General features: G+C 37.0%; 10 protein-coding genes and 2 tRNA genes. 8 read left to right on the forward strand and 4 right to left on the reverse strand.

The window, feature by feature from the left end:
- Window positions 1–209 precede the first annotated feature (209 nt).
- The gene (locus PHP31_01960; protein MDD3738046.1) at window positions 210–638 is read left to right on the forward strand and encodes a DUF1573 domain-containing protein; all 429 of its coding nucleotides are present in this window, start codon (window positions 210–212) and stop codon (window positions 636–638) included.
- A gap of 243 nt (window positions 639–881) precedes the next feature.
- On the opposite strand, the gene PHP31_01965 is transcribed toward PHP31_01960, so the two are convergent.
- The 4 genes from PHP31_01965 to PHP31_01980 form a co-directional block, all read right to left on the reverse strand.
- On the reverse strand, window positions 882–1,331 hold the full coding sequence (locus PHP31_01965) for a 6-carboxytetrahydropterin synthase (protein MDD3738047.1): 450 nt from the start codon (window positions 1,329–1,331) through the stop codon (window positions 882–884).
- A 17-nt stretch (window positions 1,332–1,348) separates the two neighbouring features.
- A complete protein-coding gene (locus PHP31_01970; protein MDD3738048.1) occupies window positions 1,349–2,434 on the reverse strand; it encodes an endonuclease in 1,086 nt (361 codons plus the stop codon).
- Between the two features lie 14 nt (window positions 2,435–2,448).
- Window positions 2,449–3,006, reverse strand: coding sequence for a hypothetical protein (locus tag PHP31_01975; GenBank protein ID MDD3738049.1), 558 nt, complete (start codon window positions 3,004–3,006; stop codon window positions 2,449–2,451).
- Window positions 3,007–3,139: 133 nt separating this feature from the next.
- Window positions 3,140–4,519, reverse strand: coding sequence for a tryptophanase (locus PHP31_01980; GenBank protein ID MDD3738050.1), 1,380 nt, complete (start codon window positions 4,517–4,519; stop codon window positions 3,140–3,142).
- Window positions 4,520–4,728: 209 nt separating this feature from the next.
- On the opposite strand from PHP31_01980, the gene PHP31_01985 reads away from it, so the two are divergent.
- The 7 genes from PHP31_01985 (at window position 4,729) to PHP31_02015 (ending at window position 13,072) form a co-directional block, all read left to right on the forward strand.
- Window positions 4,729–7,059: a T9SS type A sorting domain-containing protein gene (locus tag PHP31_01985; protein MDD3738051.1), complete on the forward strand. Its 2,331-nt coding sequence runs from the start codon at window positions 4,729–4,731 to the stop codon at window positions 7,057–7,059.
- A 45-nt stretch (window positions 7,060–7,104) separates the two neighbouring features.
- Complete coding sequence (locus PHP31_01990) at window positions 7,105–8,409, forward strand: T9SS type A sorting domain-containing protein (protein ID MDD3738052.1); 1,305 nt, start codon at window positions 7,105–7,107, stop codon at window positions 8,407–8,409.
- 328 nt (window positions 8,410–8,737) lie between these two features.
- Window positions 8,738–10,552 (forward strand): penicillin-binding protein 2, encoded by a 1,815-nt coding sequence (gene mrdA / locus PHP31_01995; protein ID MDD3738053.1) that lies wholly within the window; start codon window positions 8,738–8,740, stop codon window positions 10,550–10,552.
- The gene (rodA, locus tag PHP31_02000; GenBank protein MDD3738054.1) at window positions 10,545–11,807 is read left to right on the forward strand and encodes a rod shape-determining protein RodA; all 1,263 of its coding nucleotides are present in this window, start codon (window positions 10,545–10,547) and stop codon (window positions 11,805–11,807) included. Before mrdA ends, rodA begins: the two co-directional genes overlap by 8 nt.
- 4 nt (window positions 11,808–11,811) lie before the next feature.
- Entirely contained in the window at window positions 11,812–12,852 is a 1,041-nt protein-coding gene (gene galE, locus PHP31_02005) for a UDP-glucose 4-epimerase GalE (protein ID MDD3738055.1), read from the forward strand.
- 55 nt (window positions 12,853–12,907) lie between these two features.
- Window positions 12,908–12,984: transfer RNA gene (locus PHP31_02010), tRNA-Pro, on the forward strand.
- 15 nt (window positions 12,985–12,999) lie between these two features.
- A tRNA-Thr gene (locus tag PHP31_02015) sits at window positions 13,000–13,072 on the forward strand.
- The last annotated feature ends 61 nt before the right edge of the window (window positions 13,073–13,133 follow it).

Here is a 13,133-nt window from a genome sequence, read left to right on the forward strand (position 1 = left end):
CAATAAAAAATAAAAAAATAATAAGTGGTAATTTTTCGCTCAATCTCAATAGTATCAGTAGAAACCGAAAGGTAATAATTAAATTACAAGCTCTCGCTTTACAAAATTTTACAAAATAATTTGAGTATTTGTGCGTTTTGCACGAATTTTGCAACAAAATGTATAATAAAATATATAAATTAACACAGAATATTAAAAGATACCATACAATGAAAAAATTTATCTTAACATCGTTAATCATATTATTTGTAGTAAGTTATTCATTTGCTCAAGAGGTTAGACCCGGAGTTGGAACTTCGGCACAAGTTGAAAACGTAAATTTACCTATAGCCGAATACAATACTCTAACTTATGATTATGGCAATATCGAGCAAGGTACACCCAAAGAGGCAACCTTCGTTTTGACAAATAAAGGCAGAGAGCCGCTTATAATTACAAGTGCACGAGCCAGTTGCGGATGTACCAACTTAAAATACTCACGCGAACCCATTTTGTCGGGCAAAGAAACTGTAATTTCGGTTACCTACAACGCCGCAGCTATGGGCAATTTCCTCAAAACCGTAACAGTAACAACAAATGCCGATGATAAACCTGTAGTTTTGAAAATTAAAGGACAGGTTGTTGCGAAGAAAGAATAGTTCGGGGTGCGTGTTGCGTGTTGCGTGGTTCGGGGCAATTAGCAATTAATAATTAACAATTAGCAATTAATTTTTGGCTTTTAGCAAGGTCTAGCCCCGAAGTTTCGAGACTAACAGCTAACAACAAAAGGCACTTCTGATTTCTAACTTCTAATTTTATTCAGCTAAAGGCGACTTCTGATTTCTAACTTCTAACTTCTAATTTTATTCAGCCAACGGCTAACAGCCAATAGCTAAAGGCTATCAAAGATTATCCTCCGCCCACCATTCAGCATACGAGGTAGCGGTTTCGCTCAGTTTTAGATGATGAAGTTTTACGTTATCGGGTAATTTTTGAGAAATAATTTTTGTAAAATCTATCAAAAGGTTTTCGCTTGTGGGTTGATACGGGACGTAAATTACTTTAAATTCTTCCGTTGATATTTGTAATGAAGTATCGTTTTTATAATCGTGTGATAAAACTAATGCATGATTGAATTTATCGACAATAGCTGTGTTTACTATTCGCTTTAGGTCGGAAAAATCTATAACCATTCCGTATTTCGGATTATTTTTGTCGGATATGGGAGTTCCAATAACGGTAACTTCTAATTTATACGAGTGCCCGTGAATGTTTTTACACAAACCGTCGTAGCCTTTTAGTGCGTGCGCTGTTTCAAAGCTGAAAATTTTTGTTACTCTGATTTTGTCCATATTTTATTATTTAATGCCTACAAAGATGAGGTTCTGATAATTTTTGTTTGGTAAATTGAACCCTTAACCTTATCGATTAGTTGTATCAAATACACGCCTTCGGGAATTGAACTCAAGTTGATACTACCTTTGTTTAATTCAAAATCAACATTAAAAGACATTTTCTTTCCATCTACCGAAAACAAAAATATCTCAATATTATCTCCTTTTATATTTATATCGAAAGGCAGATTTATGTTCACTACGTCGCAAGTTGGGTTTGGGTAAACGGTAAGGCTGTTTATTCTTGCATAATATTTACCGAAGCCTAAATCTTCTCTCCAAATCATTTCAACAAATTCGGGGTGGTCGATAAAGGGATTTCTGTTGCCTTGTATAGCGTAAACGGCATTATTTCTATCGATTTCTTTTTGCGAAACCGGATCGTCTTTTGCCCAATCTCTCATCATTTGCAGTGCCCAAGGTTTTAGCTGAGAACCGTTTACCATAGGACTCCCGCTCCAGCCGCCATCTTCCTTATAGTATCTGGTAGCCATGTAAAAGTAGGTTCTTGCCAAATCGCCTTTGTACTCGTCTATAGGTTCAAACACCGTACCGTTGTAGCCATTTATACAGCTGTTACCAACTTTGGAACCGTTGGTCGATGTCCACGTTGCACTGCTGACTTCGCCGTAAGGATAATTACTTCTTCTACCGTTTACGTAGCCATCGGTAGGGTATAGGTGAAACAAATCGGTGTACATTGGATAACCTTCGTTGAACCAACTTTTAGGGAACGAGTGCTCGCGGTTGTAACAATCGCCTTCGCCGGAATAATTGCCGCATTGGTCGTTACCGAAAGTGTATTCATATTGCGGAGTGCCGTTGGGTCTGTCGGAATACATATCCCAAACCTTACCGTTTACCTTTTTGTCGGTAGTTCTAAAATGTGTCCATAGCGATTGATACGATTGCACTTCATGATTTTTGATAATATCGTGAAGAGCTTGTTGCAGTTGCACTCCGTACTTTCCCATAGCATTATTGTAGTATCCTGCAGGAGCCTGAGCAAATGAAACAAAGCCGGCAATTATGAGTGCAATCAGTAATAAATTTGTTTTCATAATATATTAAGCGTTTATAAAAAGAAAATAACAGTTTGTACAATAGCCAAGATTATAAGTATGAGTCCGGCAATAGGACCAAAGCGAAGTTTGCTTGCAATTTCGGGTAACCTATTACCAATTAGAAAAAACAATATTATGCCCACAGTTAAAACACTTCCGAGGATAATGGCGGTTTTGTATATATTAAAAATTAAAACCCCAACTGCAATGGCAATTACAAAAGTAGTAATCCCGTCGAAAGCAGCCAATAGTGCGGTAGTCTTGGCTTTTGAAAAATCGTATTTAGGCAAACCTTTAGATGTATTTATTGACGAAATAAACATTTTTAGTCCGAAAATAATCGTAATCACCAAAAATGTTATGATATTAAAAACTTCGTTTGTTCCGCTAAGTCTGTTTCCAATATTAATTCCCAACAACAGTAAAATCCATTGAATTAATATGTACAATACCAATGCTTTGCCAATTGCCCCAAAAGATTTTTTCATATGACTTCCTGCAATTGCAAGGCTATGTCCGAAGTAGAGAACTAACGCTAAAGCCACTAAAACAATACTAAAATTATTCATTATTTTTACGTTTTACCAATTGACTACTGTACCGCGAGTAATAAAAACATCTCAATCGGAGTGGAAATATTATACATTCCGACTGAGATGCTACTTGTTTATGCTGTTCGACATTATTAAAAAATGTTCTATTTTAAATTTTTTCCAATTTAATGGTAAAGTGTCTCAAAACAGGAGCTTCGTAAGTTATAGCGTATCCTGTTTTAATGCTGTTTCTGCGTTCAAACACGTTAGCCATAGCTACAGCAACGTAGTTTAGATGGTCGTTGGTGTATGTACGGCGTGGTATCGCAAGTCGTAGAAGTTCAAGCTCGGGATATCTATTTTCGCGAGTAACAGGGTCTCTATCGGCGAGAAGCGCTCCAATTTCAACAGCCCTAACTCCTGCTTCTATATACAGTTCTATACCTAGAGTTTGAGCTTTAAATTGCTCTTTCGGAACTTGAGTTAATATTTTGCTGGCATCGACGAAAATAGCGTGTCCGCCGTATGGAAGTTGAACCGGAACACCAAAGTCGGTGAGGCGTTTACCAAGCAAGCCTACTTGTTTAATTCTGGAATCTAAGTATTCAAATTCGGTTCCTTCGTACAAGCCTTGAGCAATGGCGTTTAGGTCTCTACCGGCAAGTCCGCCGTAGGTAATATAACCTTCGTTCAAAATACTGAATACCGATACTTTTTGGAACAAATCCGGATCGCGCATAGCAACAAAACCACCAATATTAACTATAGCGTCTTTTTTGCTACTCATGGTCATGGCGTCGCAGTAAGAGTACATTTCTTTAACAATTTCTCTAATGGATTTGTTTTGCTGACCTTCTTCTCTCATTTTAATGAAGTAAGCATTTTCGGCAAAGCGAGCCGAGTCGTAAAAAACTGGTACACCATATTTTGTAGCCAAAGCTTTTACTTCTTTCAGGTTTTTAAGCGAAACAGGTTGTCCGCCCGACGAGTTACAAGTAACTGTCATAACAATAAACGGTATGCGCTGTTTATCGCTTTTCTTTTTCAAAACATCTTCCAATTTATTTAAATCGACGTTACCTTTAAAAGGGTGAGTGTTGGTTGTGTCGAAAGCTTCGTCGATGGTGCAATCGACGGCAAAAGCTTTTCTAAACTCAATATGTCCTTTTGTGGTATCAAAGTGTGAGTTTCCGGGAATAAGGTCGTTTTCTTTTACTAGCGTACTAAAAAGAATATTTTCGGCAGCTCTTCCTTGGTGTGTAGGAATAAAATGATCGAAACCTAAAATATCTTTAATTGCATTTTTCAGGTTGAAATACGATGATGCACCGGCATAGCTTTCGTCGCCCAACATCATGGCACTCCATTGCTTGTCGCTCATAGCACCCGTGCCCGAATCGGTAAGCAAGTCGATGTAAACTTGTTCGCTGCTTAGGGCAAACAAATTGTAATGAGCATCTTTTATCCATTTTTCGCGTTGTTCGCGTGTGCTGGGATGTATGGCTTCAACCATTTTTATTCTATAAGGTTCTGTGAAAGGTAATTGCATAATATATTATTTTTAAAAAATTATTATTGTAAATGTTGTTTTATTATTCAGTCGCAAAGGTAAACATAATTAAATTAAAACAACTAACTAAAAGTTTATTTTTTTATGCAACACTTGACTTTTGTTCTAAGCTGCTGTATCTTTGCAAGATAATAATTAAGTCGGAAACCGCAAAATTATTCTACAGAAACCTTTAAAACAATACGATTATGAAAAAATTAATTTTTAGATTTTTATTAATCTTGGCTACATTTTTATTGTATGCCGAATACTCATCTAAAGCTCATGCTTCAAATATTTTTACCGAAGTAGAAAACCCTTTCGGATTTGAAGGCGAATGGACACATCTCAACGGACCTTATGGAATATCACCGAGAGAAATAGTTGTTGATAGCAATAATAATTTGTACATGATTGGAGGTCGTGGATTACGTAAATCAGTTAATAATGGTGAAAGCTGGACTTTAATTAACGGAGATGTGTTTGGTAATTCATTGACACTTGTAGATGACCATACAATGTTGATTGGAGACTGGGGAGGTGCTTTTCGTTCTACAGACTGCGGAAATACTTGGGATACAATTCTTAATATCAATATTAATTATTGGATTACAGATGTTAAGTCTTTCGGAAATGATATGATATTTGCGTCTTTAGTTAATTTTTTTGGAGCTGGAGGAGTATATAAGTCGGTTGATGGTGGTGAAAATTGGCGGCTTATCAGTTTTGAATCGGTGTTTTGCTTGGAAATTGACCAGAATGGTACGTTGTATGCAGGAACTTCAGATAATTTGTACAAATCTGATGACTTTGGTGAAACATGGACACCTTTGCTCAATGATTATGCAAGTATAGCAGCAATATCAACTGACAACAACGGAAGTGTTATTGCCGTTTCCAATAATGATTATGGGGCAAGTAGGATGTACATTTCAAAAGATTATGGTGAAACTTGGAGACGTGGCGAATTGATAAAAAAATACATGTATGTAATTCACGATTTTGAAGGAAATGTTTTAGCTGCCACTCAGCATGGCGAACTATTTAAATTTGATGCTAATTGCGAGAATTGGACTCTTGAGTTAAAAATATCCACACCACTTCTTTGCATAGCCGAAAATAGCAATCACGACTTATTTGTCGGTGCTGGCAATAGCTTTGGTATATATAGGAGATTGTATAATAACTCTAGTTGGGAAATTGTTAATGACAGCTTGCCATATCTTGAAATTAGAACAATAGGTCAATTTAGTACGGGAGAGATAATTGTTGGAACAAATGGCGGAGCTAGAATAAGCGAAGATGAAGGAGAAAGCTGGCATCAATTCAGTGAAAAATTAGGCAGAAAAAATATTGTTTCAATGACCATAACTCCCGACGATTACGTGTTTGTGGGAACGTCGGCTACAGGAGGCGGAGGTATTTACAAAAGACATGTTTACGATACTGCTTGGACTGTAAGCCATCCTCCATACGACTTAGTTTATGCGTTAGCAAATGACAGTCAGGGGGTCTTGTACGCAGGTGCACAATCGAGTGTTAAGAGATCACTAGATAATGGTGTTACATGGGAAAACGCCAGTAATGGCATGGCTGGCTGGCATGCGTTTGACTTTGAGTGTGACAATAATGGCAATGTTTATGCTGCAACTAGTAGTGGTATATATATATCAGAAAATCATGGTGAATTGTGGAGTATATTTGGTTTGCAAAATAAAAATGTTTTACTAATCAAAATTATTGACAATTATTTTTATGCTGCCGGCGAAGGAGGAGTGTATCGTAAAGCTTTAGACAGTAATAAATGGATTTCGATAAACAACGGTCTAACTGAATTTCATGTTTTAGACATAGAAATTGACGATAAACAAACTCTTTATATGGCAACAATGGGATGTAAAGTATATTATTCCGATGACTATGGTGATAATTGGCAGGAGGCACAACCTGATATAGCTTGTAATGTTCAAGCCATTAAGTTTTTAAATAATTCAGTTTTTTTTGGGTCTAATTTTGATGGTATTTTTAAACTTTGCAGAAATCTTGATAAGTTTAATGTATTTGCCTACGTAAAGCCACCAAATACAGGAACTGTGAGCGGAACAGGTTGCTACAATAAGGGCGAAACTGTTGTTTTATCGGCTCAAGCAAACGAAGGCTACATTTTTTCCAATTGGACGGAAAACGGTCAAATTGTTTCAACTCAAGAAAATTATACTTTTACTATAAATGAAAACAGATATTTGCACGCCAACTTCAAGCCCGCTACCGGAATAGATAATTCTTTACTAATCTCAGCAGATGTTTATCCAAATCCTTTTAATGATAAGATTAGTATAAAAATAAACGAAGTTAATCCTCAAAATGTTGAAATTCAACTTATAAATAGTTTAGGACAAACAGTTTATAGTAAAAACCACAAAGTTGCAGATAACGAGATTATTGTAAACACTCAATCGCTGCCTGCAGGAATTTACATTTGCCGAGTGTTGTCAAATAATAAACCAATTTCATCAAATAAAATTATAAAAACGAAATAAGCATAAAAATTCACCTTGTTAGTAACCCTTTAAAACCACACAATTATGAAAAAATTACTACTCCTATTAGCTTTTGCATTAATTTGCATAAGTGCAAAAGCCCAAACAATAACGTGGGAAAAGATAAATCTTCCTTATAAGACATGTGTGTACGACATGGTTGTGAACAATAAGGGAGATATATTTATTGTTGCTAAATCGGAAAATTCTCATGCAGATACTGCTGTAATCCTTCGTTCTACTGACAATGCGACAACTTGGCATGAAGTGTCAAGAATTTGGAATTCTTCAGTGATAAGCATGACCATAAATAATAGGCAAGAAGTTTTTTTGTCCAACGGAGGACTTTGGAAATCAGACTCAACCGGTACTATTTGGAACAAATTTGTGGTAGGCGGCATTGATAATCTTTCGTATTCTAAAATTAAATGTTTGGGAAGCGATTCGCTACTTGTTCTTGGAGTAACATTAGGAGAAGGCGGTAATAATGATATATTACTAAAGACACCTGATTTAGGCTTATCTGTTGACACACTGTATTATGAGCCTCATTGTGCTATGACAATAACAACAGGTGTTGAATTTTATCCACCAAATGATATATTTATTGCCATAACTGATTTTCCCATGATGGGAATGTGTGGTGGTGTTTTCCGTACTCAAAATGATGGATTAAGCTGGACTGAAATAGGTTTAAGTGATCAGCAAATTTCCGGTGTTACCATGACAGAACAAGGTAACTTATTTATCTCTTCGTGGCAATCGCTCACACCCAATACCAGCACATCAGGTGTATTTATTCTCTACAGCGGGACTGATACTTTTGTACAATGCTTTGACTACGCTTTCATAACCGATGTAGCGGTTAACTCAAGCAGTTATATTTTCGCATCATTTAATACTTACCATGGTACTTTTCCTATATACCTATCAACAGACAACGGTAGTACATTTGCACCTTGTTCTGACGAAATGGATGGCATTTTTAGGTTATATTGCGATAAATTTGATTACGTATATGCTTTCCCCGAACGTAGCGAAAATTTCATTTACAGAACCGCTAGTCCGACAACGAATAACGACGAGAAAATGCTAAACGCATGTAAACCAAACGTATATCCAAACCCTTTTAATGATAAGATTAGTATAAAAATAAACGAAGTTAATCCTCAAAATATTGAAATTCAACTTATAAATAGTTTAGGACAAATAGTTTATAGTAAAAACCACGAAGTTACGGATAACGAGATTATTGTAAACACCCAATCGCTTCCTGCAGGAATTTACATTTGCCGAGTTTTGTCAAATAATAAACCAATTTCATCAAATAAAATCATAAAAACGAAATAAGCGTAAAACACAAAACTTATTTCATACACACTCAAAAAAAACTACAGCACTAAAATGTGTTATATTTTGAGGTATTATTACCTTTGTACAATTATAAAAAAGACGAAATGAATATGGCAGAGATAAGGGTTACGTGTTGTCCCGAAATTTCGGGATGTTGCGAGGCGAACGGTGGATAGTGAATGGTGATGGATGAATAGTGTACGGTGCAAAACACCAAGCACAGACCACCAACAACCAACCACTGTAGCCCACCAATCACCAACCACCAATCACTGACCACTATGCCAATTGTTCATTGTTCATTGCTAATTGCTAATTGCCAAATATGACACAAGATAAATTCTCCGACCGAAAGAATCATATTATTGCTGCGGTAGTAATAATAGGGGTTCTTTATGTGGCTCGGTTATTTTACTTGCAAGTTATTGATACAAGTTATAAGGTATCGGCAAATCGCAATGTTTTGAGGTACGAAACTCAATATCCGCAACGTGGCTTAATCTACGACCGCAATGGGAATTTGCTTGTTTACAACGAAATTGTTTACGATCTGATGGTAATTCCGGTTCAAGTCGAAGACCCCGATACAACAGAGTTGTGTTTGGTATTAGGAATAGATAAAACCGGCTTTGAACAAAGAATATTGAATGCCAAAAAGTATTCGAGCATGCTTCCTTCTGTTTTCGAAAAACAAATTTCAAAGGAGACTTTTGCCTACATCGAAGAAAAACTTTATAAGTACAAGGGTTTTTTCATTCAGCCACGTACTTTACGGAAGTACCCCAAAGCGGTAGGAGCTCACTTGCTCGGATACGTGGGCGAGGTAACCCATAGCGATATTGACAAAGACTCGTACTACAAACAAGGAGACTATATCGGTGTTAGCGGATTAGAAAACACTTACGAGGTTGAATTGCGAGGCATAAAAGGACTTAAAATTAAAATGGTTGATGTGCACAATCGTTACGTGGGCATGTTTGAAGACGGCAAATACGATACTCCTGCAATAGGCGGGTCAAATTTGTACACAGGCATTGATATTGAGCTTCAAGAGTACGGCGAAAGGCTTATGCGAAACAAGTTAGGAAGTATTGTCGCTATTGAACCGCAAACGGGTGCTATTTTGTGTTTTGTGTCAAGTCCTACGTACGACCCAAACCTTTTAGTAGGTAGAGTTAGAGGTAAAAACTTTAAAGAGCTGAGTACCAACAAATACAAACCTTTGTTAAATAGAGTAACTCAGGGACAATACCCGCCCGGGTCAACGTTTAAAATGGCAAACTCGTCGGTGGCATTGCAGCTAAACGTTATCAATTCCAATACCATGTTCAGTTGTCAGGGTGTTGCTTCGTCCCCAATACGTTGTACACACTCGCATGCAACGCCTTTAAATATTTATACTGCAATTCAGCAGTCGTGTAATCCGTTTCAGTATCAGGCATTTAGGGCTGTTTTGAACAATAAAGATTATAAAACCGTAAAAGAGCGTTACGATGTTTGGCGATTTCATATTATGAGTTTGGGATTTGGCAAAGCTTTTAATACGGATATTGCCTACGAAAAAAGCGGAAATGTTCCTACTTCGGATTATTTCGATAAAATGTACGGTAAAGACCGTTGGAACTCTCTAACAATAAGGTCTTTGTCTATTGGTCAGGGAGAAATATTGGCTACTCCTTTGCAGTTGGTAAATTATGCCGCAATAGTTGCAAACAACGGCTTTTACTATCCACCGCACATTGTTGAAGCGGTTGGCAACAGATATAATAAAACTCGGTTTACATCGCAAAAAACATATACAAGCATATCGGCAGATAATACCATGACAATGAAAGAGTGTATGACTGAGGTATTTGAAGCAGGTACAGCGCGAGCTTATGCAACAAGCAAATTTACTCAAGCCGGCAAAACCGGTACAGCCGATAATCCCCACGGAAAACCGCATTCTACATTTATCGCTTTTGCTCCGGTAGAAGAACCGAAAATAGCAATATGTGTTGTTGTGGAAAATTCGGGCTATGGCTCAACTTGGGCGGCTCCTATAGCTTCGCTTATGATGGAAAAGTATATTACAAAAGAAATTTCGCGTCCTGAAATTGAGGAACGTATGTTAAACTCTAATCTTATAGGTAATGATTAAGGACAGAAGCATAATAAAGCAAATAGATAAAACCATAGTGTACCTGTACTTGGCTTTGGTATTAATAGGATGGTTTAATATTTATGCTTCTGCGTATAATTCCGACCATTTCAGCATTTTTGATATATCGCAAGTATACGGCAAACAGCTGTTATGGATAGGCGGAGCTATAGTAATTGCATTTGTGATTTTACTATTAGACCATAAAGTTTTCAACTCTTTTGCCATTCTCATTTACGCACTGAGTATATTGATGCTGATATTGGTATTATTGACGGGAAAAACCATTTCGGGATCAAAATCGTGGTTTCAAATTGGGAGTTTTGCGTTACAGCCGTCGGAATTGTCGAAATTTTGTACCAATCTGGCTTTAGCTCACCTATTATCATCGCCAAATTTCAGCGTAAAAAACACAAAGCACAAACTTTTGGCGTTATTTATAATTCTGTTGCCCACAGCATTTATTTTATTGCAAAACGATACAGGTTCGGCTCTTGTTTACAGTGCATTTATTATTGTTTTGTACCGAAAGGGACTTCCAAGTCGTTATATAATAATGGGTTTGGTAGCTATTTTTCTTAGCATCATGGCATTGCTTTTCGACCAATATATTATAATAGCAGCAATTGCAGCTATAACTTTAATACTGTTTTTGTTTGTTTTCAAACTAAAAAGAAATACCATTCTACCGTTATTGGCAGCGTTTATAGTTTCTGCGGGAATTGTTTTAAGCGTCGATTTTGTATTCGATAATGTTTTGGAACCGCATCAGAAAACACGTATAAATGTGTTGCTTGGCAAAGAATTGGATCTTTACGGTGCCGGATACAACGTCAATCAATCAAAAATAGCAATAGGTTCGGGCGGATTTTTTGGGAAAGGCTTTTTGAAAGGAACTCAAACAAAATTCGACTTTGTTCCCGAGCAAAGCACCGACTTCATTTTTTGCACTATAGGCGAGGAATGGGGCTTTGTAGGGTCGATAATTGTGCTGGCGATGTTTTTGGGCTTAATTATCAGAATAATACAAGTTGCCGAAAGACAGAGGTCTGAATTTAGTCTGCTGTACGGTTATGGCGTTGCAGCCATACTTTTATTTCACGTTGCTATAAATATTGGCATGACTTTAGGATTGCTGCCCGTAATAGGAATACCCTTACCTTTTTTTAGTTACGGAGGCTCTTCTCTTTGGTCGTTTACTATATTATTATTTATTTTTGCAAAATTAGATTCAAGTAGATTAAAATTATTTTAAACATATGAAAGTAAACACAAATAAACCAAAAATTTTAGTTACCGGTGGAATGGGATACATTGGTTCGCATACTGTTGTTAAATTAGCAGAAAACGATTTTTATCCGATTATTATTGACAATTTATCCAATTCGTCGGAAAAAGTGTTGGGAAATATTGCAAAAATTCTTGGCTATACGCCACCGTTTGTCAAATTAGACCTTTGCGACCAAAATAAAGTTGCCGAATTTTTCGACAACAACAAAGATATAAAAGGAGTAATACATTTTGCTGCTCTTAAAGCAGTTGGAGAATCGATGGAAATACCTATAAAATATTATCAGAATAATATTATTTCCTTGCTAAATGTGTTGGAGAACATGAAAACCCACAATATCGAAAATATTGTGTTCAGTTCGTCATGCACGGTTTACGGTCAGCCAGATAAATTACCTGTTACTGAAAGTAGTCCTATAAAAGAAGCTGTTTCGGCTTACGGAAATACAAAGCAGATGTCGGAAGATATTTTAAAATTCACCTGCGATGCTCATAATATAAAATGTATTTCTCTCAGATACTTCAATCCTATTGGAGCACATGAGTCGGCGTTAATCGGCGAGTTGCCTATAGGCGTGCCAAACAACCTAATGCCTTTTATTACTCAAACTGCTGCAGGCATCAGAGAGCAACTCAAAGTATTCGGCGGCGATTACAACACTCCCGACGGAACTGCTATAAGGGATTACATACATGTTGTAGATTTGGCACAAGCTCACGTTTCGGCGGTAAATCGTATGCTTAATAATCAAACCAAAAGCAAATTGGAGTTTTTCAATGTAGGTACGGGCAATGGCTACTCAGTGTTAGAAGTTATTAATTCGTTTGAAAGAGTTAGCAATAAAAAACTCAACTACGTTATTACCGAACGCAGAAGCGGTGATATTGAAAAAGTTTGGGCAGATACCAACAAAGCCAATAAAGAATTGGGTTGGAAAGCAGAATTGTCCTTAGACGAAATGACTTTGTCGGCTTGGAATTGGCAGTTGGCGTTAGGAAAAAATAAATAATTTTAATGGAAAAAACGTTTAGTTTTAATATAAAACTTACCTTTGCAAACTTCATCGGGATGTAGCGCAGTCTGGTAGCGTGCTTCGTTCGGGACGAAGAGGTCGCTGGTTCGAGTCCAGTCATCCCGACCAATCAAAGGCAATTAAGCCACTTTAGCTCAGTTGGTAGAGCAGTGCATTCGTAATGCACCGGTCGAGGGTTCGAGTCCCTTGAGTGGCTCTATTTTCAAGAACAATGCTGTACGTAGTCCCAACCCCAATAGGAAATTTAAGCGACATAA

The sequence above is a fragment of the Lentimicrobiaceae bacterium genome (assembly GCA_028697555.1).
Lineage (GTDB): Bacteria > Bacteroidota > Bacteroidia > Bacteroidales > UBA4417 > UBA4417.

Coding starts and splice junctions, on each gene's coding strand:
- PHP31_01960 (MDD3738046.1), top strand. CDS start 210: ATGAAAAAATTTATCTTAACATCGTTAATCATATTATTTGTAGTAAGT.
- PHP31_01965 (MDD3738047.1), bottom strand. CDS start 1,331: ATGGACAAAATCAGAGTAACAAAAATTTTCAGCTTTGAAACAGCGCAC.
- PHP31_01970 (MDD3738048.1), bottom strand. CDS start 2,434: ATGAAAACAAATTTATTACTGATTGCACTCATAATTGCCGGCTTTGTT.
- PHP31_01975 (MDD3738049.1), bottom strand. CDS start 3,006: ATGAATAATTTTAGTATTGTTTTAGTGGCTTTAGCGTTAGTTCTCTAC.
- PHP31_01980 (MDD3738050.1), bottom strand. CDS start 4,519: ATGCAATTACCTTTCACAGAACCTTATAGAATAAAAATGGTTGAAGCC.
- PHP31_01985 (MDD3738051.1), top strand. CDS start 4,729: ATGAAAAAATTAATTTTTAGATTTTTATTAATCTTGGCTACATTTTTA.
- PHP31_01990 (MDD3738052.1), top strand. CDS start 7,105: ATGAAAAAATTACTACTCCTATTAGCTTTTGCATTAATTTGCATAAGT.
- mrdA (MDD3738053.1), top strand. CDS start 8,738: ATGACACAAGATAAATTCTCCGACCGAAAGAATCATATTATTGCTGCG.
- rodA (MDD3738054.1), top strand. CDS start 10,545: ATGATTAAGGACAGAAGCATAATAAAGCAAATAGATAAAACCATAGTG.
- galE (MDD3738055.1), top strand. CDS start 11,812: ATGAAAGTAAACACAAATAAACCAAAAATTTTAGTTACCGGTGGAATG.